Consider the following 23,546-nt stretch of genomic DNA (forward strand, 5'->3'; position numbering starts at 1 on the left):
AGCGGGGGTGCCGGCGCGCGACGGGATCTGTCGGTGGCCCTCACGGCACGAGGATCGTCTTTCCCCGGAGCCGGCCGGCCTCGGCGTCGAGGTGCACCGAGGCCAGCTCGGCGAGCGGACGCGTCGAGGCGATGTCGACCCGAGCGGCGCCCGCGTCCACGAGCTTGACGAGCGCGGCAAGGTGGCCAGTGTCGTTGCGGGCCACGAAGCTCACCGCCGCCACCGACGAGCCGGCGGCCACCGGCGGGGCGCCGGTGGCGGACACCACGATGCCGCCCGGCCGCACCAGCGACGTCAGTGCTGACGCGGACCGTTCACCGAGGGCGACGAGATTGAGGATGACGTCGACCGGGCCGTCGAGCGCATCGGCGAGGCGGACGGCCGTGTAGTCGACGGTCTCGTCGGCTCCGAGCTGACGGACGACGTCGGTGCTGCGGGGGCTGGCCGTGGCGATGACGTGGGCCCCGACGTGCTTGGCGAGCTGGACCGCGAACCCGCCGACGCCACCGCCGGCCCCATTGACCAGGACCCGCTGCCCAGTGGTGACGCCCGCGTGCTCGAACACCGCCTGCCAGGCGGTGAGACCGGCGATGGGAATGGCGGCGGCGTGCGCGATGGGAATGGCGGTGGGCGCCGCGACAAGGAGGCCAGCCGCAGCGGTGACGTACTCGGCCGCAGCGCCGCCGGTGTCGACCCGTCCAACCACCCGGTCACCCACGTTGAGGGCGTGCACGTCGTCGCCGAGCGCGACGATCGTGCCGGCGACGTCCCCGCCGAGGGTGTACGGCAGATTCACTGGCAGCACGGTGCGCAGTAGCCCGCGCCGCAGCCCGATGTCGGACGGGTTGAACGATGTCGCGGCGACCTGGATGAGGACGTCACCCCGGCCCGGGGCCGGACGCGGCACCTCTTCCTCGCGGATGACCGAGGCAGCACCGTACCGATGAATTCGCATGGCTCGCATAACTCGAACCTAGGATCGCGGTCGAAGACGATCCATGCTCTCTACTCCTCGATTCATGCGTGATCGTCTCCACGCCGATACGCTGCCCGCGTGGACGTACTCAGCGACGTGATCACCGTCATGCGAGCCGGCCAGCCACGCTCGGCACTGGTCACGTGGCATGCTCCGTGGGCGCAGCAGTTCGCTTCGGTCCCCGGCTCCGCCGGCTTCCAGATCGTCCTGCAAGGGCCGTGCTGGCTCGTCGCCCCGGACACCGGCCCGGTGCCGCTCGCGGCCGGGGACGTCGTGTTCCGGCCACACGGCCGTGGGCACACGCTCGCCGACAGCCCGTCGACACCACCCGACGCACCCGCCTGCGAGCCGAGCGACGAACCGCTCCAGCCCTACGCCGACGACGTGGTCGGCACTCCCGCCGACACCGACGCCGCCACGACGGTCACCCTGTGCGGCGCGTACCAACTCGACCCGACCCACGCGCACCTGCTTCTCGACGACCTGCCCGAACTCATCCACCTCCCCGCGCACCTCGGGCGGCATCCCGAGCTACGCGCCACAGTGGACCTGCTCGCCACCGAGCTGAAACGGCCCCGCCTCGGCACCGACGCCATCATCCCGGCGCTGCTCGACACCCTGCTGCTGCACATCCTGCGGACCTGGCTCGACCAGCACCCCGCTCCGGAAACGGTGCGTCCGGGCTGGGCTGTGGCACTCAACGATCCCGCCACCGCCGCCGCACTGCACGCGATCCACCGGGACCCGGCGCGGCCGTGGACCGTCGCGACCCTCGCCGCCGAGGCGAAGCTGTCCCGAGCGCCGTTCGCCCGCCGTTTCACCGCGCTGCTCGGCCAGCCGCCGTTGACCTACCTGACCTGGTGGCGGATGACCATCGCCGCCCGACTCCTCCGGCAGTCCGACCGCCCGCTGAGCGCCATCGCGAGTCGAGTCGGCTACACCTCCGAGTTCGCCTTCTCGACCGCGTTCAAACGCCGGTACGGAACCGCCCCCGGCAGGTACCGCCGCGACGGACAGCATTCGCACCGACAGGCCGCAGACATCAAGCGCGGTCAGGCCGGTGCCCACGTCGGGCGGTCGGGTCAACCCGCGCCCACGGAAACCCGCCGAGCGCGGGAGTCCGGGCGGCCGGCGAGGATGGCGGCGAGGATCTCCGCGCCGTCAACGACCCTGGGGCCGGGGCGGTTGAAGTAGGCGGGCCCGTCGACCACCCACACCTGCCCCCGACGCACCGCAGGCAGGTCAGCCCAGCCGGGTTGGCCGGCCGCCACGGACAGCTCGTCGACGGTCCGTTCGGGTGTGAACCCGCACGGCCCGAACACCACGACGTCCGGAGCCAGGTCGGCAACCACCGACCACAGGTGCGGGGTGCTGTGCGCCCCCGGCCCGAGCAGCAGCGACCGCCCTCCCGCGGCGGCGATCTGCTCGGGCACCCAGTGCCCGCCCGGCATCAACGGGTCGAGCCACTCGACGAACAGCACCGTCGGCGCGTCCGTCCCGGGGCCAGGCAGCGCGGCGAGTCGACGCCCGGCGGCCGCCCGGATCTCGGCCGCCCTGCCCGCGGTGTCGGTCAGGGCGGCCACGGCGTCGACCGTGTCCAGTATCCCGCCGATTGTTCTCGCCTCCAGGGACACCACGGTGGTGTCGAGATCGATCAGCCGAACCGCGTCGTTGACCCGCGCATAGGAGACCGCACACACGTCGCACAGGTCCTGGGTCAGAATCAGATCCGGCTTCAGGTCCTCCAGCATCGTGACGTCGAGCTGGTACAACGACGACCCTCGGTGCGGGTCACCAGCGATCGCCGCTGAGATCTCCCGGCTCGTCAACGCCCCGGGCAGAGACGTGGCGGTCACCACCGGGACATCGACCAGGTCCCCCGGCGGCCAGTCGCACTCGTGCGTACGGCCGACCAGATGCCCGGTCAGGCCGAGCATGGCCACGATGTCCGTGGCGGCTGGCAGCAGTGAAACGATGCGCACACCCGCCTGCCTACCAGGCAGGACCACGCCGCGTCCACTGTGCGAGCCGACCACGGCGGCGGTCAGAGGCTTCCGCGCCGCGACCAGCGACAGTCAGTCATCGCTCTCCTCGGCGCCGTCGAGCAGCGCCCGCCGCAACGCCAGACGGTGTTCGCGGCGGATCTCCGCCTCGCGGTAGCGCCGTCGGTCACCGTCGGTCTCGGGCAGCAGCGGCGGCACCGCGCGGGGTTGGCCGTCGTCGTCGATGGCGACCATGACCAGGTGGGCGGTGGCCACGTCGGTGGGCGGCACCGCCCGGTCCCACCGGTCGGCGGTCACCTTGACCGCCACCTCCATCGAGCTGCGCCCCGCCCAGGTGATCCGGGCGTCGACGTGCACGACGTCACCGACCCGTACCGCGCGCAGGAACGCCGTCTCGTCGATGGCGGCGGTGACCGCCGGCCCGTCGGAGTGCCGGGCGGCGACCACCCCGGCGACCGAGTCGATGAGGTTGAGGATCCGGCCGCCGTGGACCGTACCCATCAGGTTGGTGTGGTGCTGATCCATGATCTGCGACAGGGTCAGGTGCGATGCCGACGGCGCGCGGCCGGCGATCGTGCTGGTGTCGTGCACAGCGGTAGGTCCGTCCCTCGGGAAACCACACCGCCGGTTCACGGACGCACACTGACGAGCACGCACCGGCGCGCAACGCCCGGCACGTCACCCGCTCAGCCCACCCGCGAGGCCGACGGCAGCGCACACGGTCGTGTACGCGGCGCGGGCAGGTCTTCGGACTCGCGGGCTCGACCGGCCGTGCCGGTCCCCTACTGGCCGTCGCTTCCCAGGCCACTGGCCCAGTGCTGATGACGGCTGTCGTTCCCACTCACCGCTGCGGGGCAGCCCCGGATTTTCACCGGGTTCCCTCTTACGACGCCCGGCCAGCTCAGGACCGGGCGAACCAACGCCACCGGTGAGCATAGCTGGCCAGGGTCGGCGCCCATTCAGCGCGGACGACCACCCCGACGGATGCTCGACTTTTGCCGGGTAAGGAAAAAGTCCAGCACCTCTTGAAAAAAGTCTCGCGACGGCGAGGATATCCAGATGCGTCGTCACCCTCGGATTCCTGGGCGGATGGTCTCGGGCCTCCTCGCGCTCCTCCTCGTCTCGGCTGTCGCTCTGCTCGCGTCCGCTCAGCCCGCCGCAGCTCACGGGACTCTCGCGATGTCCCTGCCGGCGAGTGGCGCCACGGTGCGCGAGCCGTTGACGTCGGTGCAGTTGTTCTTCACCGAGAAGGCCGCGGCCAACGCGTTCTTCACGATCACCGCGCCGGGTGGCATCCGGGTCGACAATGGCTGGTCGTACGGGGAGCCGAAGCCGCTGGACAAGCCGGTGCGCGAGTATTTCCTGGTCAATGGCCAGTTCGAGCCACGTGAGTACACGACCGGGTTCCCCGCGACGGTGGCTGTGACGCACCTGCCGGCCAAGGGCGAGTACTCGGTGAGCTACCTGTCGGTCGCCTCGGACGGCGACCCCGTACGCGGCACCCTCACCTTCCGCTACGACGGGCGGGTGACGGCAGCGCCCAAGGGGTGGAGCCCGCCGTCGACCCAGCCGGATCCGGCGCTGTTGGCCACCGCCGAGCAACACGGGTCGTCCGGGCAGGTGTCCGCGGTGCCGACGGTCGCTGACGAGTCGGCGATTCCGTCGTCCGCGGCAGCGGCTGCGCCGACCGGGTCGACTGAGGAGAGCGGGCCCGGAGCGGGCCTGTGGACCGGCCTGGCGGTGGTCGCGGCGGCGGCTGCGGCAGCCGGATTCGTCGTCTGGCGTCGGCGGACGGCCCCCAGTGGCAGACCCACCGGCCGGGGCCGCCCCTCGTCGGCGGGATCCGGTCGACGCGGCGGCGGCGCCCGTCCCGGAACCAGGACTCCCGGCGCCAAGGCCGCCGGTGCCAAGGCCGCCGTGAGCAAGACCACCGGCGCCAGGACTGGCGGTGGAGCCGTCAGTGGCCGGGCCGATGCAGGCAGAACCGACGCGGCGGCCGGCAGCGGTACGCAGACGCCGGGCGGTAAGCGGCGACCCGGCGCCGTGCCGGCCGCGGGTCGGGACACCGCGGTCGTCGTGGCGCGGACGGCCGTTGCGGTCGATCCGACCCCGACCGGCGCGGACGCGACGGACCTCGCCACGACGGACAGTCGACAGCCCGTCGAGCACAAAGCATCGCCGGAACCGGATCTCGGCACCGCGACGCCCGCCTCCCGGCTGGGCAACGCCCACCTGGCACTGTTCGTCGGTGGCCTGGTGCTGGCCCTGCTCGCCGGCTTCGGTCTGGCACGCGTCAACGGCAACGGTGGCCCGGCCGCCGACACCACCCGGCAGTCGGCCGGCGGTCCGCCCGCCTCCGGCCCGCCGGGGGCCGCGAACGACGGACACCAACACCCGGCGGGCACCGGACCGCACACGCACCGGGGCGACGGTGGAACGGGCGAGGCACTCGCCACCGGCACGACAGTCAGCGCCGGCGGCTACACGCTGCAACCGCTGGAACGAACCCAACCCGCCGGGGTACGCGCCGACTACCGCTTCCGCATCGTCGGCACCGACCGGCAGCCGGCGACGCGCTTCGCGGTCGTTCACGACAAGCCGTTGCACCTGATCGTGGTGGGCCGCGACCTGTCCGGCTACCAGCACCTGCATCCGACGATGGCAGCCGACGGCACCTGGAGTGTCCCCCTGACGCTGGCCCGACCCGGCGGCTACCGCGTCTACGCCGACTTCTCCGTCACCGCGGCCAACGGCACCCCACTGCCCCTCGTGCTGGGCGTCGACCACACAGTGCCCGGCGCGCACACCCCGACCGCGCTGCCGCCGACGCAGGCGCAGGCAACCGCTGGTCCGTACGCGGTGTCGATGACCGGCACCCCGACGGTCGGGGTGACGGCACCGATCCACTTCCAGGTCACGAACACCGAAACGGCCACGCCCGCGCAGCTGGAGCGATACCTGGCCGCGTACGGGCATCTGGTAGTGGTTCGTGAGGGCGACCTCGGCTACGTGCACGTGCACCCCGAGCAGGAGTTGGTCGACGGGACGGTCAAGTTCTGGCTGACCACGCCGAGTCCAGGCCGGTACCGGGCCTTCTTCGACTTCCAGGTCGCCGGGGCGGTGCACACCGGGGAGTTCACGATCAACGTTCAGTGACTCCGGAACTTTCTCCGTGCTGCGGCCGACCAACCTCCCAGCAGCAACCATCGGAGGAAGAACACATGCGCACCACCAGCCCAAACGCTCCACGCCGCCGCTCGGCCGCCATCGTCGCCGTCGCGATCCTGACGGTGGGGGTCGCTGGCTGCGGCTCGACCGACTCGCCGTCGACGGCCCAGGTGGGCCCGACCACGTCGACCTCGGCCAACCCGGACGCTGGTGTGCTCGGCATCCGTGACCCGTGGGTGAAGGCGGCCGACAAGGGCATGACGGCGGCCTTCGGGACCCTGGTGAACGACGGCGACACCGATGTCACGGTGACTGGTGCCACGACCTCGTTGTCGCCGATGGAGCTGCACGAGATGACCATGAAGGACGGCAAGATGGTCATGCAACAGAAGCAGGGCGGCATCGTGATCAAGGCCAAGAGCACGCACGCGCTGGAGCCCGGCGGTGACCACCTGATGCTGATGAACCTCACCAAGCCCGTCCAGGCCGGCGACGAGTTGGCCTTCACACTGACCTTCGCCGACGGCAAGACCCAGCAGTTCCGCGCCGTGGCCAAGCCGTTCATCGGCGCGCAGGAGAGCTACGCCCCCGGGCACGGCCAGCCCATGCCCGGCACGAGCGCCACGCCGGAGATGAGCATGAGCCCGGCATCGTGACGCGGACGCCACAGGTCCGCCCGGTGAGCAGGCGTGGCCTGCTCACCGGCGGAGCCCTGGCCGCCGGCGGCGCGGTGGTCGGTGGTGCCGCGATCGCCGCGACCCGTACCGGCAGTGGGCAACCACCGGCCGTTGCCGACACGACTCCGGTGGCGGCGGTCGGCGGCCTGGTCGAGCCGTTCCACGGGGCCCGGCAGTCCGGGGTGGCCACCGAACCGCAGGCGCACGCGTCCTTTGTGGCACTCACGCTGCGGTCCGGGACCGACCGGGCCGCGCTCGGCCGGATGCTGCGGTTGCTCACCGATGACGCCGCCCGCCTCACCCAGGGCCAACCTGCGCTGGCCGACACCGAGGCCGAACTCGGGCTGCTGCCGGCACGGTTGACAGTGACCTTCGGCTTCGGGCCCGGCCTCTACCGGGCGGCCGGCGTCGACAGCCGCCGGCCGGCATCGGTGAGCGACCTGCCGTCGTTCCGCATCGACCGGCTCCAGCCGGCCTGGTCCGGCGGTGACCTGCTGCTGCAGATCTGCGCGGACGACGCGATCTCCGTCGCACACGCCCAGCGGGTCCTGATCAAGGACAGCCGACCGTTCGCCACAGTGCGGTGGGTTCAGCAGGGCTTCCGGCGCAGCCCCGGTGTCGAGCCGGGCGGCCACACCCAACGCAACCTGTTCGGTCAGCTCGACGGCACCGCCAACCCTCGACCGGGCACACCGCTGGACACCGCGCTCTGGGTGCCGGACGGCCCGGCGTGGCTGCGCGACAGCACCACACTGGTGCTCCGGCGGATCAGCATGAACATGGAAACCTGGGACCTGCTCGGCCGCACCGACCGCGAACTCGCCGTCGGGCGGCGCCTCGACACCGGCGCCCCGCTGACCGGCACCGCCGAACGCGACGAACCCGACTTCGCCGCCACCGGCCCGGACGGCCTCACCGTCATCCCCGACTTCTCCCACATGACCCGCGCGCACGTCACCGACGACCGGCTGAGGATCCTGCGCCGGCCCTACAACTACGACGGGGTGCCGACAGCCGAGGGTCACGCCGACAGTGGACTGATCTTCACCTCGTACCAGGCCGACATCGCCCGGCAGTTCCTGCCCATCCAGCGCCGGCTGGCCGACCGGGACCTGCTCAACGAATGGACCACGCCGATCGGCTCGGCCGTCTTCGCCATCCCACCCGGGTGCCTACCGGGCGGTTGGATCGGCGAGCAGGTGCTCGGATGACCACGCGGAGACCTGTCATGACCGTTCCGTCGCCCCGCCGCACCGCCGTCCGCCTCGGCGCGGCGGTGTTCGCTGTCCTCGTGGCGGTGCTCATCCCGGCCGGCCCGGCCTGGGCGCACAACTCGCTCAAGACGGCGACGCCCGCCCGGGACGCGACAGTGCCGAGCGCCCCGAAAGAGGTCACGCTCGAATTCATGCAGCGGCTCGACCCCGCCTTCACCACGATCGTGCTCACCGACGCCGCCAAGCGGAAGATTCCCACCGGCGAACCTGTGGTCGCCGGAGCGAAGAGCACGGTCCAGGTGACCGGCGCACTGCCGAACGGGACGTACACGGTTGCCTACCGGGTCGTCTCCGTCGACGGGCACCCGGTTCAGGGGTCGTACCCGTTCACAGTGGCCGATCCCACCTCCAGCGCCGCGCCGGTCGCCGTCGTCAGTGCGACAGCGCCCACCCCGTCCGCCGCCGCCGTGGAGTCCGGCGGCGTTCCGAGCGCCGGTGTGCTCGTCGCGGGTGCCGCGCTGGCAGTCCTCGTCCTGGCGACGGCTGCGCTGCTGTGGCGGAGGGCGACCCGGCGCTGATCCGGCCGCCTCCTACCCGGGAACCGCAGGCGGCTCTCCCCCGACTACCAGTCAGGGCCGACGCGACACCTCACCCGGGCGACCAGACCAGTACGGGAAACACCGTCGTGTTTCCCGACTCTTCCGATCGGACAACTATGTCTCTTACCGAACTGTCCGGCACGCCGACGCCGGAGCCGGCCACGGCCGCCGAGAACCCGGCCCGAGCCGCCCGGCGCACGTCACCGTTCGGCGCGCTCCTGCTGCGGCTGCACTTCTACGCCGGAATCCTCGTCGCCCCGTTCCTGGTGGTCGCCGCACTGACCGGCCTGGCCTACACCACGACACCGCAACTCGACACGATCCTCTACGGCGACCAGTTGACGGTTGCCCGGGTGGGCGACCGTCAACTGCCGTTGGCCGAGCAGATCGGGGCCGCGCGCAACGCTCACCCGGACGGCAGCATCGCGACAGTGCAACCCGGTTCCGGCGACCAGACCACGAGGGTCGTGTTCTCGCTGCCCGAGCTCGGCGAGAACCAGCACACGGTCTACATCAACCCGTACACCGGCGAGTCACAGGGGCAGCTCACCACCTGGTTCGGGTCGACGCCGATCACGACCTGGTTGGACGACCTGCACCGCCACCTGCACCTGGGCACGGTGGGCGAGCACTACTCCGAGCTGGCGGCGAGCTGGCTGTGGGTCATGGCGCTCGGTGGGGTCGTCCTCTGGTGGCGGCGACGCGGCGCGGCCCGAGCCGCCGCCCGGCACCTGTTCGTGCCGGACCTGTCGACGGGTAAGGGTGTCCGCCGTACCCGAGGATGGCACGCCACCACAGGGATCTGGCTCACCGTCGGGCTCCTCTTCCTCTCCGTCACCGGTCTGACCTGGTCCCGATACGCCGGAGCGAACTTCACCGCCGGCCTCGACGCGCTGAGCGCTCGCACTCCGGAGATCTCCACAAGCCTCACCGTCGGGTCCACCGCCCCGGCCGAGACCGGCGGCGGTCACGAGCACGGTGCCACCGGGGCGGGCGGTGTCGTCGAGTCGGCGGCCTTCGACCGGGTCCTGACGGTCGCCCGCGACGCGGGCCTCTCCGGGCCGGTCGAGATCGCCCCGGCTGCGGAGCCGGGCTCCGCCTGGACCGTCACGCAGGTCGACAACACCTGGCCGGTCCACAAGGACCGCATCGCCGTCGACCCGGCCTCCGACAGTGTCACCGCCCGCAGCGACTTCGCCGACTGGCCGCTGCTGGCCACACTGAGCAGCCTCGGCATCCAGGCCCACATGGGGATCCTCTTCGGTCTGGTCAACCAGATCCTGCTCGCCGCGCTCGCCCTCGGGCTGCTGTGCGTCATCTTCTGGGGCTACCGCATGTGGTGGCAACGCCGACCCACCCGCGTCGACCGCCGTGCCATCGTGGGCACCCCGCCGGCCCGGGGCGGCGTACACGGTCTGCCGCTCTGGGCGCTGCTGATCGGCGTACCGGTGACCGTGGCGATCGGCTGGACGCTGCCCCTGTTCGGGCTCACAATGCTCGCCTTCCTCGTCATCGACGTCGTGGTGGGTGCGGTGTCCCGACGCCGACGACCTGCCGCCGCACCCACGTCCCCGGCACCGGCGGGGAGCTGATCCACCCCCTCCGGCCGTCCGTCGAACGACGGACGGCCGGAGGACGCCACCTTCGCTCAGACCACCACCTGTTTGGTGTTCGGCAGGCTGTCGACCATCGACTTCTGCACGTTGATCGTGTCGGCGATGATCTCGTGGGGAGTGTTGGCCATCCACTGCATCACCGAGATGTCCTCGAACCGGGGATGGCGGAACATCTCCAGGAACACCAACGGCTCGTCGCCGGTGTTCTCGATGTAGTGGCCGTACGCGAACGGGACGTAGCCGACGTCACCGGCCTGGAAGTCGAACGTCCGGGCGGCGGCCTGCGAGGCGAAGACGCCCATCCGCCCGGTGCCGGAGATGTAGTACTGCCACTCGTCGGTGGTGGGATGCCAGTGCAACTCGCGCATCCCGCCCGGCTCGACCTCCACCAGGGCGGCGGCGGTGGTCACCGACGCGGCGAAGTTCGTCGAGTCGGTGATCCGGACCGTTCCGCCGCGGAAACGCTGCGGGGTCTGCGCGAGCATCCGGTGCTTGAAGCTTCGGGGGATGTCCCCGGTCGGGCTGACCACCCGGTCCTGTTGCAGGGGCGGTGGGACGTCGCCCTGGAAGATGTACTTCTCCCGCTCCGGCAGGTTCTCCATCTGCTCCGGCGTCCAGCCGAAGTTCTTGGCCAGGACGTGTCGAGGTGTGTGTGCGAAGAAGTCGCTGAGCAGGAACGTGTTGTTCTCCGAGAACATGCCGTCGTCGAAGACCAGCAGGAACTGCGCTCCGTCCTCCAACGCCTGGATGTTGTGCGGCACTCCCTGCGGAAAGAACCACAGATCGCCGGCCCTCACGTCCTCGATGAAGTTGCGGCCCTCGTGGTCGACGGCGCTGATCCGGCAGCTGCCGCTGAGCATGTACGCCCACTCCGACTGCTGGTGCCAGTGGATCTCCCGGTAGCCGCCCGGCTCCAGACCGAACTGGACGCCGGACAGCTGCGTGGCGATCGGAAGGTCGCGACTGGTGACCTCCCGCGTCCAGCCGCCCTTCTCCACCCGGGTGTGCGCCTGCGAGAAGGAGAACTTCAGATTGGGCACCAGCCGGCTGTCGGTGGTCGGTGGGACCACGAGGTCAGGGTTCTGCCGCTCGAGCTCGACGTTACGGCCCGCGAGGGGCGCGGCGCCCTGGTCGCCGCGCCGCGGCTGAGGATCGTTGTTCGCCATGATCGCTGTCTCCTCACTCGGGTTGAATCGGACGGGGCGCGGAGACCGATCCGGCTCGCAGCCGCAGCCGGGTCGAGATCCCCAGCAGGGCCCGCACTCCCGGCCAGCCGTACCGGATCGCGATCGCGACCGGCACCGCCGCCGCGGTCGCCGTCAGCACCAGGCGGGTCCACACCGGAGCGTGGCCACCGGCCCCGGTGACGGCATAGAGGACGAACGTCAGCAGGACGACCCGGAGCCGGTGCAGACCGGGAAGTTCGGTGAGCTGGGCCATGCTTCGATGATCGGCGCCGACCACCGCCTGTCGCATCACGTGATCGCGCCATTACCGCAGGTCAAATACCGGACGCTGGGGCCAATCGGCGCAATCTCGCCGGTTGGTCGATCCGCTCGCCCGTACCGGCCGTCATGGCTAGGCTCGGTCGCAGGACGGCATTTTGACGCGCCTGGTTACCACCGGGGAGAACGCCCTTGTCCGAATCACCAGTCAACGCCGGAACTCTTCCGGCCGACAACATCGCCACCGACGCCGAGCAACGACGGCACCGGCTGTTCGCCACGGCGGACCAGCTCCGGCTCGCCGGACGCGGGATGGAGGCGCTGCACGTCCTGGCGGCGGAAATCGCCCGGAGTCGCGGCGACGAGCGTCACCGCGCCCATCTGCTGGGGCGCCTGGCGCAGATCGTGGCACTGGAGCAGCCGACAGTCGCCCTCGCCGGCCTCCGGGAGGCGCTGAACCTCCGACTGGACGCCCGCAGCCGCAGCACAGTGCTCGCCCTGGTCGCCACTGTCGCGGCCCGCACGGGACATCCGGACACCGATGCCCTGCTCCGCGACGCCGGCACCGCGCACGCCACCTCGGGTGACCAGGCGTCCGCCCGCCACCTCGCCCTCGGCCGGGCCGCCCGCTCGCTCTCGCACGGTGATCTGCCGGGCGCCCACGCCGTGCTGGCGGCCCTGGAGCCGGACACCTGGGCGGCACGCGGCGACGCCCCGACCATCCGGGCGGAACGGATCCTCGTGCAGCTCGGCCTGGGCCGGCACCAGGACGCACGGGCAGCGACCCACCGGCCGCCCGACGCCTCCCTCACCGGGCTGACCGCGCTGGACTGTCTGCGCATGGTGGCGGTGGGAGAGCTGCCCGAGGCGGCCGCGCTGGCCGTCACGACACTCAGCTCCGGCTCGGCGGGCCTCAGCAGGGAGGTCCGTGCCCTGTTGGTGGCGGTGATCGGTGAGGTCCGTTACCGCCGCGGCGAACACGACGACGCGCGCGCCGTCCTCCGCAGCTGCCTTGCCGAGGACCGGTGGCCCGACCGTACGTTGTGGACGCCCGCGTTCTGCGTGGCGGTTCGCGACCCCGCCCTCAGTGCCCCGGCCGGCCTGCTCACCACTGTCGTCGCCGACCTGCACCGGTCGGTCCGGTCGCTCCTGCCCGTGCCGCACTTCGGCCCCCGACTGGTACGCGCGGCGATGGCCGCCGGCGACACCCACGCCGCCCGCCGGGTCACCGAACTGGTCGAGGTGGTGTCCACCCGCACTCCGGTGCCGCTGTGGCACGCGCTGGCCGACCAGAGCCGGGGGTTGCGCGACGGTGACCCGGACGCGCTCCGGTCGGCGGTCGACAAGCTGCGCACCACCGCCGCCCGGCCGGCGCTGGCCGACGCGTTGCTCGACCTCGCTACCTGCCCTCGGGCGCGAGCTGGGGAGGCGCGCGACGCCGCGCACGAGGCGGCTGCCCTCTACGCGCGGATCGGCGCCCCAGGCGACCAGGCGATCGCGGACCGGCGGTGCGCCGATCTCGCTGCGACCCCGCGCCATCGACCGTCGGTCGACGAGCCGCCACGCCGGGGCGTCGACGCGCTCACCCCCGCCGAGGAGCGGGTGGCGGAGATGCTGGCCGCCGGCGCCACCAAGAAGGAGGCGGCCAGGAGCCTCTTCGTCTCCTTCCACACAGTGGACACCCAACTCCGCTCCATCTATCACAAGCTGGGCATCAACAACCGGATGCAGCTCGTGCGGGCCTGGGAACGGACGAGACGATGATCAGCCGATGGCCGCGGCCGACCTGACAGCGCTCGCCGAAGCCGTAAAGTGCGAACTCCCCCGCCGTCACTTCTCGCTGTCGAGGAGGGCCATCATCCCTGTCGCGTACCGCTGGCCGGAGGCGGCGCCGGCTGGCACGGCTAGCTCGATCTCGTCCAACGCGTCCTGGTCGAGCACCACGTCGACAGCGGCCAGCGACTCGGTCAGCCGGTCCCGCCGCCGCGCCCCGACCAACGGCACGAGGTGTTCGCCCTGCGCGGCCACCCAGGCGATCGCCACCTGGCTGGTGGTCGCCCCGAGGCGCTGCGCGACCCGGCCGAGCGCGTCCACGAGGCGCAGGTTGGCGGCCAGGTGCTCGCCCTGGAACCGTGGGCTGTTCGCCCGGAAGTCCGTGCCGGTGAGCGCACGGTCCGCGGACCAGTGGCCGCTGAGCAGACCTCGGGACAGCACCCCGTAGGCGGTCAGCCCGATACCCAGCTCCCGCAGCGTCGGCAGGATGGTGGCCTCCGGCCCTCGGGAGAGCAGCGAATACTCGATCTGGACGTCGCTGATCGGTGCCACCGCCGCGGCCCGGCGGATGCTGTCCACGCCCACCTCGGAGAGCCCGATGTGCCGGATGTAGCCGGCCTGCTGCATCTCGAGGAGCGCGCCCACGGTTTCCTCGATCGGCACCTGCGGGTTCAGCCGCGACGGCCGGTAGATGTCGATGTGGTCGGTTCCCAACCGGCGCAGGGAGTACGCCAGCCGGTCCTTCACCGCCGCCGCCGACACGTCGTACGGTGCCGCCTGGAAGCCGCCGTCAGGTGTCCGGCGAGCGCCGAACTTCACGCTGAGCACCACTTCGTCGCGGCGACGCTCCCGCAGCACCCGGCCGATCAACAGCTCGTTGTGACCCGACCCGTAGAAGTCGGCGGTGTCGATCAGGTTCACACCGGCGTCGATCGCCGCGTTCAGGGTCGCGATGCTCTCCGCCTCGTCGGCCGGCCCGTACAGGTCGGACATGCCCATCGCGCCGAGCCCGATGATCGACACCTCCGGCCCGGAGGAACCCAGCAGTCGCCGTCGTAGAGCCGTCATGTTCCTCGTCTCCTTCGGTCGTCGTCGCGGCGTCGTGGTTCCGGACACCGCTGTGTACGCTGTGTCCATATAACCAGCAAGTAGACAGCGTGTCCATATAAACGGGAGGACCAGTGGCCGAGCTCACGCCGGACGCCCAGACGCCAACGCGCCGTGGTCGCGGCCGTCGCCCCGCCGACCAGGTACGTGCGGAGATCCTCACGGCCGCCGGTGAACTCCTGCTGGCCGAGGGCATGGCCGGCTTCACCATCGAGAAGGTCGCGGCCCGCGCCGGAGCCAGCCGGATGACCATCTACAAGTGGTGGCCGTCCAGGGGCGCACTCGCCCTGGACGGCTACTTCACAGTCGTCGCGCCCACGCTGGCCTTCGCCGACACCGCCGACATCGTCGCCGACCTGACCAACCAGCTCGTCGCCTTCGTCCACCTCGTACGGGACACCACCGCCGGACGGGTCATCAGCCAACTCATCGGGCAGGCCCAGACCGACCCGGAACTGGCCGCCGCCTACCGCGAGCGCTACTCCGGCCCTCGGCGGGCCCTCGCCGTCGAAACCCTCACCCGGGCCGTGGCCCGTGGGCAGCTACGTGCCGACATCGACGCCGAATCCGTCGTCGACCAACTCTGGGGCGCCTGCTACCACCGGCTTCTCATCGCCGACCTGCCGCTCACCGAGGATTTCGCCCGCACCCTCGTCGACAACCTCATCCGCGGACTGCGCTGACCCGCCAGCGGTCAGCCCACCGCACCACGCCACGGATCGACCGGCCCCTGCGGGCGGTCGCCACGCAGGGTGATCCGGTGTACGACCCGGCGCGCGCCGCCGTAGTCCCGGTTGGCGTAGTGCGCGGTGCTCCGGTTGTCCCACATCACCACGTCGCCCGGCCGCCACCGGTGTCGCACCAGGTGCTCCGGCTTGGTGAGGTGGGCGTAGAGGAGATCGAGGAGCGACCGGCTTTCCGCCTCGGACACGCCGACGATGTGCGAGGTGAAGCCGGGGTTGACGAAGATGCCCCGGCGACCGGTCTCCGGATGTACGCGCACGACCGGGTGCTCCACCGGGTCCAGTCGGGTGACCACCTCCCCCTCCCAGAGGTTGCCCCGGCCACCACGGCGTTGCGCGAGGTAGTAGCCGAACTCCCGGTTGCCGTCGTGCACGGCGACCAACTGGTCCACCAGCCGCCGCACCGGCTCGGCGAGCGAGTCGTACGCGAGTTGGCTGTCGGCCCAGGTGGTGTCACCACCGGTGGGGGGCAGGGTCACCGCGCGCAGGATCGAGCCGAGCGGTGGACGGGCGACGAAGGTGACGTCGGTGTGCCACACGTCGGCGAAGCCGTTGTCCGCACTGTCCAGGGCGTACACCTCGGGGTGCTTCTCGTCGACGCCGCCGACCACGGGATGCGAGGCGGTCAGCTCGCCGAGCCGGCGACCGAGGCGTACCTGGCCGTCGTCGTCGAGGCGTTGGTCGGCGAAGAACAGCACCTTGCGCCGCACCAACGTCGCCCGTACCGCGGCGAGTTCCTCGTCGGTCGCGCCGTGCAGGTCCAGGTCCCGCACTTCGGCCCCGAAGTGCGGCCCGAGTGGCTCCAGTGCCAGTTTCACGAGCGTGTCGGTCATGACGGTGCCCCTTTCGTTGTCAGGTGGCGGCGGCACGTACGGCGTGGCCGATGGTGGCGCGCAGGGCCGCGTACTCCGGCGAGCCACGCAACTCGTCCGGTTCGACGCCGGTGCGTGGAAGATCGACGTCGAGGTCGAGGGCCACCCGACCGGGCCGGCGGGTCAGGACGATCACCCGGCTGCCGAGGAACACGGCCTCGTCCACGCTGTGCGTGACGAACACACACGTGCGGCCGGATTCCGCGCTGACCTGACGCAGGTCCTCCTGCAACCGCTCCCGGGTCAGCGCGTCGAGGGCCGCGAACGGCTCGTCGAGCAGCAGCAACGGGTTGTCCACGGCCAGTGCCCGGGCGATGGCCACCCGCTGCTGCTGACCGCCGGAGAGCTGCCAGGTGCGCCGGTGCCCGACGCGCGGCAGGCCGACCCGGTCCAGCAGCGCGGAAACCCGGCGGGACCGCTCCGGGCGGGAGACACCGGCGTAGCGCAGCGCGAGCCCGACGTTGCCGCCGACCGTCTTCCACGGCAGCAGCCGTGGTTGCTGGAAGACCAGACCCGCGTTACGTCCCGGCACCGGTGACCCGCCGGCCGCGGTCACCGTGCCGACTGTCGGCCGCTCGAAACCGGCGATCAGCCGCAGCAACGTCGTCTTGCCGCAGCCGGAGGCGCCCACGATGACCAGGAAGGCGCCCGGCGGCACGCGGAGGTCGACCGGGCCGAGGGCGGTGACCGCCGCCGAGCCGCTCCCGTAGGCGTGGGTGACGTCGCGGACCTCGACCGCGGCGTCAGGGTTGGAGGACATTCGGCAGACCCTTGGTGTAGATCGCGGCCTCGAACACCGACCGGTCCGGGATGGCGTCGATCTTCTTCTGCCCCTTGAGGAAGACCGCCGCGTTGTACAGGTTGTCGGCGAGCGCGCCGACCTTTTCGGGCGAACCCAACCACTCGGGGCTGGCCAGGTCGGCGGGCTTGAGGAACACGCCCTGACTCAGCTGGTGCTGGGCCGCTGCGGTGTCCAGGTTCAGCTCACGACCGACGGCGGTCGCCGCTGCGGTCGGATCGTTCGCGATGAGGTCGAGGGCCTTCGCCTCGGCCTTGCGCCAGGCGTCGACGGCCTCCGGGTGCGCGTCGGCGAAGGCGGTGGAGACCACGCCGAGATCCAGTGTGGGCTTGCCGGCAGTGGCCAGCTCTCGGCTGCTCACGAGCACCTTGCCGGTCTCCTTCAACTCGTCGAGGGAGGGCAGCCAGGAGTACGCGGCATCGAGGTCACCCCGGGTCCAGGCGGCGAGGATGTCCTGCGGCTCCAGGTCGACGAGGGTCACCTCGCTCTCCTTCACTCCGGCCTGCTCCAGGGCGGCGAGCAGGCTGAAGTGCGCGGTCGAGGCGAACGGGGTGCCGATCTTCTTGCCCCGCAGGTCGGCGATGGTGGCGACGTTGGTGCCGTTGCGCGCCACAAGCGCTTCGTTGTCACCGGCGACGTCGAGGACGAAGGCCACCTGGTAGGGCAGGTTCAGTGGCGCGGACAGGCCCCGGGCGACCGGGCTGGAGCCGATCGCGGCGATGTCCACGCTGCCGGCCGCGAATGCGGTGTTGATGCTCGCGCCGGAGTCGAACTTGGTCCAGGTGATCTTGTAGCCCGGTAGTGCCTTCTCCAGCAGTTGCTGGTTCTTCACGATCAGGTCGCCGCTTGGGAACGCCTGGTAGGCGAGCCGGAGGCTCTTGCGTTGCGGATCACCGCCGCCGCTGGCGGCGCCGTCGCCGCACGCCGTGAGGGGCACGGCGGCCACGAGCAGAGCGGTCGCGATGAGGATTCTGATGATCGGTCTACGCACGGGACGTCCGTTCTGAGAAGGGGAATCAGCGGGTCAGCTTCGACCGCGCCAGGGAACGAGCCGGTCCTCAGCGGTACGCAGCAGTGCGTCGATGAGGAGGCCGGAGAGGCCGATGGCGAACAGGCCGAGCACCACCACGTCGGTCTGCGAGTACCGTTGCGCGTCGCGGACCATGCCGCCGATGCCCGGAACGCCGTTGATGGTCTCGGCCGCGACCACCGACGAGTACGCGATGCCCACCGCGAGGCGGACGCCGGTGAAGATCTCCGGCAGCGCGTGTGGCAGCACGACGTCGCGCGTGACCGCCCAGCGTCCGCCGCCCAGCGCCCTGGCCGCCTCGACGAGGGTGGTGGGCGCGGCCTTGACGGCGGAGGCGGTGGCGACCGCGACCGGGGGGAGCGCGGCAATCGACAACAGCCACAGCTTCGGCGTCTCGTCGATGCCGAACCAGATGATGAACAGGCTGAAGTACGCCAATGGTGGCAGCGCGCGGACGAAGGTGACGATGGGCTCGGTAGCGACCCGCACCCAGGCGACGGTGCCCATCACCAGGCCGAGCACCAGCCCGGCCGCAACGCCGACCACCGAGCCGATCAGGATGCGGCGCAGACTGACGCCAAGGTGCTCGATGAGCAGGTGCCCGCTGTAGCCGCGGACACCGTCATGGGTGGTGGAGGTCTGCACGAGACGGTCCCACACCGCCCCCGGTGACGGTATGAACGTGGGGTTGTCGGTCAGCACCGCGAGGATCTGCCACAGGGCCAGCAGGCCCAGAAGGGAGACGACGCGGAGCACGACGCGTCGCCACCGGCCGGCTCGCCGATGATCGCGCGCCGGGCGCGCCGGTGGTGCGACACCGCTGTCGGCGGGCGCGGTCTGTACTGCGGAAACAACTGTCACGGCTTCTCCCGACGAAGATGACCTACTATTCCTACAGTCTTAGTAGGGTATATACAAGGGATCGTCCACTGCGTGGAATCCCTCGGTACATCGCCCGCCCCGGAAACGGTGCTGCCGGCGAATCGTCCGACTCACCGGCAGCACGTCGATCAGCAAGGGCTCACTCGGGCGGCTTGGCCCCCGACTGCTCGCTGACCATGTACGCCGCGTACCAGTCGGGCCAGTTGTCGTCATGCTCGCCCGTACGTTTCTCGTGCTCGCCGTGCGCGTCGGCCGCGCGCCGGAGGGCGCTCGCCAAGTCGCTCGTGGAGCCGTACGAGGTGAGGCCGCTGTCGATGCGTCCGGGAAGCCTTGTCGTGATCTCCTGCATCAGCCAGGTGTTGCCGTCCGGGTCGCGCAGTGTGGCGCGCGAGACGTAGCTGCGCCGCTCCGGATCCAGCCCGTCGGCCGGGCCGTCCGGGCTGACGTGAAAGACGTCGCCGACCTCGACACCGGCGGCGACGAGCGCGTCGTGGGCCGCCTGAATGTCGGACACGACCAGGTACGCCACGGCCGAGCCGGGTGCCGCCGACGTGAGGCCGACGCCGAACTGTACGGAGCACGGCGAGCCGTGCGGCGTCAACTGGACGATCCCGGGCGGCGTCTGGTCGGGCCGCCACCCGAGCCGTTCGTAGAACGCCTTCGCCCGGTCGACGTCCGACACCGGAATGACGATCACCTCGAGCCTGACGTCGAGGCTCTCGATCCGCGCCGTCGCGCTCGCCTCGCCCTGGGCCACCTTCGGGCTCATCGCCCCTCCCTCTCTGATCATCAGCACCAGGGAGACCGTCGGTGTGAGTCGGGCCCGCCCCGCGATTGGCATGTCGGTGCTCCTCGGCTGCGTAGGAGCGGTCAGCCGGGGCGTTCCGCCGGCCCCCGGGGCCACGGCGGCGTACCCGTTCGACATCGGCGCATGCCCGCTCAGCCCCCGGTGTCCTGGCCGGTGCCGGGCGCGCGGGCACGTCCCCTACACCTCGGGGTGGCCGAAAAGTCCCGGCAACCCGCCGCTGTGCAGGAAGACGACCCGGTCGCCGCGCGGGAAGCTGCCGGCCAGCAACGCCGCCATCGCCCGACCGGTGTACGTCGGGTCCAGGAAGACCCCCTCGGTACGCGCTGTCACCTCCAGCGCCGTACGGGCGGCGTCGGTGAGCGTGCGGTACCCCGCGCCCACCTGCGTGCCGTCGATCCGTAGCGCGCCCGGCTCGACCTCACCGACGAGCAGCCCGGCGACTGTCGCCAGTGGGTCCGGCACGGCCCCGACGTCCACGCCGATCACCCGCTGCGGGCCCAGCTCCCGCACCAGGCCGGCCATCGTCCCGCCGGAGCCGAGCGCCGTCACGACCTCGACGCCGTCGGCGTCCTCCAACTGGGCCCGCAGCTCACGGCCGCAGTCCACATACCCCTGCACGGACGTCGGGGAGGTGCCACCAAACGGGATGACGTACGCCGAACGTCGCTCGCCCTCGGCCTTCACCACCTCGGCGGGCGGACGCTCCCCGCTCCAGACGATCTCCGCGCCGGCGAGCCCGTCGAGCAGCAGGTTGCCTCGTCGACGTTCCGGGGGCGGGCCGGCGAGTACCAGCACGCAGGACAGGCCGAGCCGCGCGGCCGCCGCCGCGGTGAGCCGGGCGTGGTTGCTCTGCGGCGCCCCAGAGGTGATGACGGTGGTGGCACCGACGGCGATCGCCTGCCCGCACGTGTACTGGAGCTTGCGGATCTTGTTGCCGCCCCCGCCGAGGCCGTTGAGATCGTCACGCTTGAACCAGAGCTCGGCCAGGCCCAGCCGGGCGGCGAGCCGGGGCGCGGCCTCCAGCGGCGTCGGCCAGGTACCGAGGGAAACGGGTGTGATCATCTGTTCAGCTAAGCACCACGCGCCCAGGCTGCCCGGGGCAACGGGCCGACGTCCGAGTGACGACCAGGACGCATCGCGGCGTGCCGCTGCCCCGGTCCCACCCCGTCGCGGGCGGCGAGCGCGTCGGCCACCGCTCCGGTGGCGAACGCGTAGATGGATTTGTGCACCACGTCGATGACGAATTCGGAGCGGGGCCAGGTCGGTGGGGGCGCCCCCACCCCGGTGGCGTTCTCCAGGATCTGGTCGTTGCTCAGGCGCAGCGCGGTGAACATCGTCGACGCCCAGGCCCCCCGCAGCCCGGCCTGTGCCATGACACTGCGCAGCACGCCCACCAGCGCACCCTGGCCGTAGTGCATCGCCAGGTTCTGCCACCGGGGCGGCTGTCCGGAGGATTCCGGCAGACCGGTCAGCCGGGCCAGAACCAGGGCTGGCACGTAGGAGTCGGGTCGACCGGTCACCCGCTGTTCGACCTTCTCGGCGGCGGTCATCACCGCCGCCCCGGCCAGACCCGCCGCCAGTCCCTGCCACACCGCTCTCTTCAGCATGTGCGGGCCCTACCCCCCGTGCGGTCACCTACACCCCGGGACACCGCCGAGCCACGAGCTGTCGTCCCGCGGGTCACGGGTCGGTTTGAGCCTGAACCCGGCGGGGACTGCCGTGTGCCGCACCGCCGCGTCAGCCTCGTGGCCGTCCGTCGCCGCCCAACCTCAGGTGGCACGGCTGCCCAGCGTCGTCGGGAAGCAGCGTCAGCGCTTGCGGCCCACCCCGCCGAAGGCGTCGATGTCGGCAGGCGTGTCGACAGCGTCGTCCGGTCGCCACTGCGGGCACGGCACGACGCCGGGTTCGACCAGGTCCAGGCCGTCGAAGAAGCCGGCGATCTCGTCGGGTGAGCGCAGGGTGTACGGGGTCGCTCCGCTGTCGTTGTAGTCGTCCTGCGCCTGCTGCATCTCGGCGCTGATCAGGCTCGTGCCGTCGTTCAGTGAGAGGTAGCTGCCGCTCGGCAGCGCCGCCACCAACTGTTGGGTGATCGAACGGGCCGTCTCGTAGGTGGGCACGTGGCCCATGACGCCGCTGAGAATGAGACCGATCGGCTGGGTGAAGTCGAGCGTCCTGCCGGCCTCGGCGATGACCGCGGCCGGGTCGTGCAGGTCGCCGTCGATGTAGGCGGTCCGGCCCTCGGCCGTGCCCACCAGCAGGGCGCGAGCGTGCACCAGCACCAGCGGGTCGCTGTCGACGTAGACGATCCGCGCGTCCGGTGCGACCCGTTGGGCCACCTCGTGGGTGTTGTTCGCGGTTGGCAGTCCGGTGCCGACGTCCAGGAACTGGCGGATGCCCGCGTCGGCGGCGAGGAACGTGATCGAGCGGACGAGGAACTGCCGGGAGGCCCGGGCCACGTCGACGACGCCGGGGAAGACCTGGCGATACTGGTCCCCGGCCTCGCGGTCCACGGCGAAGTTGTCCTTGCCGCCGAGCCAGTAGTTCCAGATCCGTGCCGAGTGTGGCACCGACGTGTCGATCTTCTGCTGTGACCCTGCCTCACCGGCCTCGGGCCGGCCGGTCGTCGGCGTTTCCATTGTCACGACGTACCCCCTGTCCAACGTGCACGCGACGTCGTCGCGGGAGACCCGGTCGAGGAAGTGGCCACCCGTGACCGTGCCACGGTATAGAAGGCCGAGGATCCCCACCACACCCGGTCCCTCCACAGCGGACCGCTCCGGGATGTGGTGGCGGCCACCGGATCGTCGGCCTCTCCCTACCGCGAGGGAGAGCCGTCCCCTGTGGGCGGGGCCCGCCGGGTGCGGATCGCCGGAAGGATCGGGTGCATGACGACATCGACATCGATCGTCGGTCGGGCCGTCCACGGCCTGACGTACGCAGTGCTCGGCTGGGCCGTGGCATACGGGGGCGTGCGTCTGGCCTGGACGGTCGGCGAGGCTCCGGAGTTCGGGCGGCTCGGGCTGGACCTGCTCGGCTTCACCGGCTGGTGGTCGGTGGCGTTGTGCGCGGCGGCGGGCGGATTGGCAGTTGCCCTGGACCGGGTGGCGACCTGGTGGCCCGCGCTCGCGGGGCTCGCCTGGACGGTGGCCGGGTCGCTGGTCGCGGCGGCCGCGATCCTGCTGCCGGAACTGGTGGGCTTCCTGCTGTTCACCGTCGGCCCGTTCTTCGACCCACTGGCGTTCGCCAGCCGGCTCGGGTGTGTCACCGGAGCGGTCCTGCTCGGCCTGGCCACCGCGCGCTACCAGCGACGCACCAGAGGCGAATGCCCGGACTGTTGCCGGACGGTCCAACCGGGTACGCGGCGTTCGGCACCCGCGCGGTGGGCGCGCTGGGCCGCGTGGGCCGCGGTGGGCGGTCTCGTGACCCGCTTCGCGGCCCAGTTCGTGGTGGGCTTCGACAGTGTCGACCAGAGCGCCGCCCTGTTCGGGTTGGAGATCGGCCTGGTGCTGGCCGGAGTGCTGTTGCCGCTGGCGCTGGTGCACCACTGGGGTGAGGTCTGGCCGGGGTGGGTGCCGCTGCTCGCCGGCCGGACGATTCCCCGCCTCGTGCTGCTGGTGCCCGGCTTCGGGCTCGGCGCGGGCATCACGGCCTACTTCGGCATGGGCATGGTGCAGGTGACGTCGGGCTCGCACAGCGAGTTCTCCGACGCGTTCCTCTGGGTGGCGATGTCGGCGTACCTCGTGATGGGGCTGGGCCTGGTTGTCGGCTCCACCGACTACCACCTGCGCACTCGCCGGCAGTGCGGTGCCTGTGGCCGGTGACCGCTCCGCTGGG

Annotated in this window: 23 protein-coding genes and 1 riboswitch; of the genes, 9 read left to right on the forward strand and 14 right to left on the reverse strand. The window is 71.4% G+C overall.

What is annotated here, in order from left to right:
- Positions 1–40: 40 nt before the first annotated feature.
- Complete coding sequence (locus ABZ406_RS16225; RefSeq protein WP_357761565.1) at positions 41–964, reverse strand: NADP-dependent oxidoreductase; 924 nt, start codon at positions 962–964, stop codon at positions 41–43.
- Positions 965–1,054: 90 nt separating this feature from the next.
- On the opposite strand from ABZ406_RS16225, the gene ABZ406_RS16230 reads away from it, so the two are divergent.
- Complete coding sequence (locus ABZ406_RS16230; RefSeq protein WP_357761568.1) at positions 1,055–2,170, forward strand: AraC family transcriptional regulator; 1,116 nt, start codon at positions 1,055–1,057, stop codon at positions 2,168–2,170.
- Here ABZ406_RS16230 and ABZ406_RS16235 read toward each other — a convergent pair.
- Together ABZ406_RS16235 and ABZ406_RS16240 are read right to left on the reverse strand one after the other, a co-directional pair.
- Positions 2,059–2,958 (reverse strand): ABC transporter substrate-binding protein, encoded by a 900-nt coding sequence (locus ABZ406_RS16235; protein ID WP_357761572.1) that lies wholly within the window; start codon positions 2,956–2,958, stop codon positions 2,059–2,061. The genes ABZ406_RS16230 and ABZ406_RS16235 overlap by 112 nt on opposite strands.
- A gap of 93 nt (positions 2,959–3,051) precedes the next feature.
- Complete coding sequence (locus ABZ406_RS16240; RefSeq protein WP_357761575.1) at positions 3,052–3,570, reverse strand: acyl-CoA thioesterase; 519 nt, start codon at positions 3,568–3,570, stop codon at positions 3,052–3,054.
- Between the two features lie 129 nt (positions 3,571–3,699).
- Positions 3,700–3,915: riboswitch (cobalamin riboswitch) on the reverse strand.
- Positions 3,916–4,038: 123 nt separating this feature from the next.
- Between ABZ406_RS16240 and ABZ406_RS16245 the strand changes: the two genes are divergently transcribed.
- The 5 genes from ABZ406_RS16245 (at position 4,039) to ABZ406_RS16265 (ending at position 10,229) form a co-directional block, all read left to right on the forward strand.
- Positions 4,039–6,135, forward strand: a complete 2,097-nt coding sequence (locus ABZ406_RS16245) for a copper resistance protein CopC (protein ID WP_357761578.1) — start codon at positions 4,039–4,041, stop codon at positions 6,133–6,135.
- A 65-nt stretch (positions 6,136–6,200) separates the two neighbouring features.
- On the forward strand, positions 6,201–6,803 hold the full coding sequence (locus ABZ406_RS16250; protein ID WP_357761581.1) for a copper chaperone PCu(A)C: 603 nt from the start codon (positions 6,201–6,203) through the stop codon (positions 6,801–6,803).
- Positions 6,804–6,826: 23 nt separating this feature from the next.
- On the forward strand, positions 6,827–8,035 hold the full coding sequence (locus ABZ406_RS16255) for a Dyp-type peroxidase (protein ID WP_357761584.1): 1,209 nt from the start codon (positions 6,827–6,829) through the stop codon (positions 8,033–8,035).
- A 17-nt stretch (positions 8,036–8,052) separates the two neighbouring features.
- The gene (locus ABZ406_RS16260) at positions 8,053–8,616 is read left to right on the forward strand and encodes a copper resistance CopC family protein (RefSeq protein WP_357761587.1); all 564 of its coding nucleotides are present in this window, start codon (positions 8,053–8,055) and stop codon (positions 8,614–8,616) included.
- A gap of 137 nt (positions 8,617–8,753) precedes the next feature.
- Positions 8,754–10,229 carry a PepSY domain-containing protein gene (locus ABZ406_RS16265; protein WP_357761590.1) on the forward strand — a complete coding sequence of 492 codons (1,476 nt, stop codon included), beginning with the start codon at positions 8,754–8,756 and terminating at the stop codon, positions 10,227–10,229.
- A 56-nt stretch (positions 10,230–10,285) separates the two neighbouring features.
- Here ABZ406_RS16265 and ABZ406_RS16270 read toward each other — a convergent pair whose 3' ends face one another.
- Both ABZ406_RS16270 and ABZ406_RS16275 read right to left on the reverse strand, forming a co-directional pair.
- Entirely contained in the window at positions 10,286–11,419 is a 1,134-nt protein-coding gene (locus ABZ406_RS16270; RefSeq protein WP_357761593.1) for an oxalate decarboxylase family bicupin, read from the reverse strand.
- A gap of 13 nt (positions 11,420–11,432) precedes the next feature.
- Positions 11,433–11,693 carry a hypothetical protein gene (locus ABZ406_RS16275; RefSeq protein WP_357761596.1) on the reverse strand — a complete coding sequence of 87 codons (261 nt, stop codon included), beginning with the start codon at positions 11,691–11,693 and terminating at the stop codon, positions 11,433–11,435.
- A 197-nt stretch (positions 11,694–11,890) separates the two neighbouring features.
- Between ABZ406_RS16275 and ABZ406_RS16280 the strand changes: the two genes are divergently transcribed.
- Positions 11,891–13,462 carry a helix-turn-helix transcriptional regulator gene (locus ABZ406_RS16280; protein WP_357761599.1) on the forward strand — a complete coding sequence of 524 codons (1,572 nt, stop codon included), beginning with the start codon at positions 11,891–11,893 and terminating at the stop codon, positions 13,460–13,462.
- Positions 13,463–13,528: 66 nt separating this feature from the next.
- On the opposite strand, the gene ABZ406_RS16285 is transcribed toward ABZ406_RS16280, so the two are convergent.
- On the reverse strand, positions 13,529–14,539 hold the full coding sequence (locus ABZ406_RS16285; RefSeq protein WP_357761602.1) for an aldo/keto reductase: 1,011 nt from the start codon (positions 14,537–14,539) through the stop codon (positions 13,529–13,531).
- A gap of 113 nt (positions 14,540–14,652) precedes the next feature.
- On the opposite strand from ABZ406_RS16285, the gene ABZ406_RS16290 reads away from it, so the two are divergent.
- Positions 14,653–15,261, forward strand: coding sequence for a TetR/AcrR family transcriptional regulator (locus tag ABZ406_RS16290; protein WP_357761605.1), 609 nt, complete (start codon positions 14,653–14,655; stop codon positions 15,259–15,261).
- An 11-nt stretch (positions 15,262–15,272) separates the two neighbouring features.
- Here ABZ406_RS16290 and ABZ406_RS16295 read toward each other — a convergent pair whose 3' ends face one another.
- The 8 genes from ABZ406_RS16295 to ABZ406_RS16330 form a co-directional block, all read right to left on the reverse strand.
- Positions 15,273–16,154: a TauD/TfdA family dioxygenase gene (locus ABZ406_RS16295; protein WP_357761608.1), complete on the reverse strand. Its 882-nt coding sequence runs from the start codon at positions 16,152–16,154 to the stop codon at positions 15,273–15,275.
- 19 nt (positions 16,155–16,173) lie between these two features.
- On the reverse strand, positions 16,174–16,953 hold the full coding sequence (locus ABZ406_RS16300; RefSeq protein WP_357761611.1) for an ABC transporter ATP-binding protein: 780 nt from the start codon (positions 16,951–16,953) through the stop codon (positions 16,174–16,176).
- Positions 16,937–17,983: an ABC transporter substrate-binding protein gene (locus ABZ406_RS16305; protein WP_357761614.1), complete on the reverse strand. Its 1,047-nt coding sequence runs from the start codon at positions 17,981–17,983 to the stop codon at positions 16,937–16,939. The genes ABZ406_RS16300 and ABZ406_RS16305 overlap by 17 nt, the downstream gene beginning before the upstream one ends.
- A 33-nt stretch (positions 17,984–18,016) precedes the next feature.
- The gene (locus ABZ406_RS16310) at positions 18,017–18,778 is read right to left on the reverse strand and encodes an ABC transporter permease (protein ID WP_357761617.1); all 762 of its coding nucleotides are present in this window, start codon (positions 18,776–18,778) and stop codon (positions 18,017–18,019) included.
- A 265-nt stretch (positions 18,779–19,043) separates the two neighbouring features.
- A complete protein-coding gene (locus ABZ406_RS16315) occupies positions 19,044–19,673 on the reverse strand; it encodes a VOC family protein (protein WP_357761620.1) in 630 nt (209 codons plus the stop codon).
- Positions 19,674–19,889: 216 nt separating this feature from the next.
- Positions 19,890–20,774 carry a pyridoxal-phosphate dependent enzyme gene (locus ABZ406_RS16320; protein WP_357761623.1) on the reverse strand — a complete coding sequence of 295 codons (885 nt, stop codon included), beginning with the start codon at positions 20,772–20,774 and terminating at the stop codon, positions 19,890–19,892.
- An 8-nt stretch (positions 20,775–20,782) separates the two neighbouring features.
- Positions 20,783–21,319 (reverse strand): hypothetical protein, encoded by a 537-nt coding sequence (locus tag ABZ406_RS16325; protein ID WP_357761626.1) that lies wholly within the window; start codon positions 21,317–21,319, stop codon positions 20,783–20,785.
- Between the two features lie 201 nt (positions 21,320–21,520).
- On the reverse strand, positions 21,521–22,348 hold the full coding sequence (locus ABZ406_RS16330; protein ID WP_357761629.1) for an SAM-dependent methyltransferase: 828 nt from the start codon (positions 22,346–22,348) through the stop codon (positions 21,521–21,523).
- Between the two features lie 249 nt (positions 22,349–22,597).
- Here ABZ406_RS16330 and ABZ406_RS16335 point away from each other — a divergent pair, with 249 nt between their 5' ends.
- On the forward strand, positions 22,598–23,533 hold the full coding sequence (locus ABZ406_RS16335; RefSeq protein ID WP_357761632.1) for a hypothetical protein: 936 nt from the start codon (positions 22,598–22,600) through the stop codon (positions 23,531–23,533).
- Positions 23,534–23,546 lie beyond the last annotated feature (13 nt).

The organism is Micromonospora sp. NPDC005710 (assembly GCF_040630995.1).
GTDB lineage: Bacteria > Actinomycetota > Actinomycetes > Mycobacteriales > Micromonosporaceae > Micromonospora.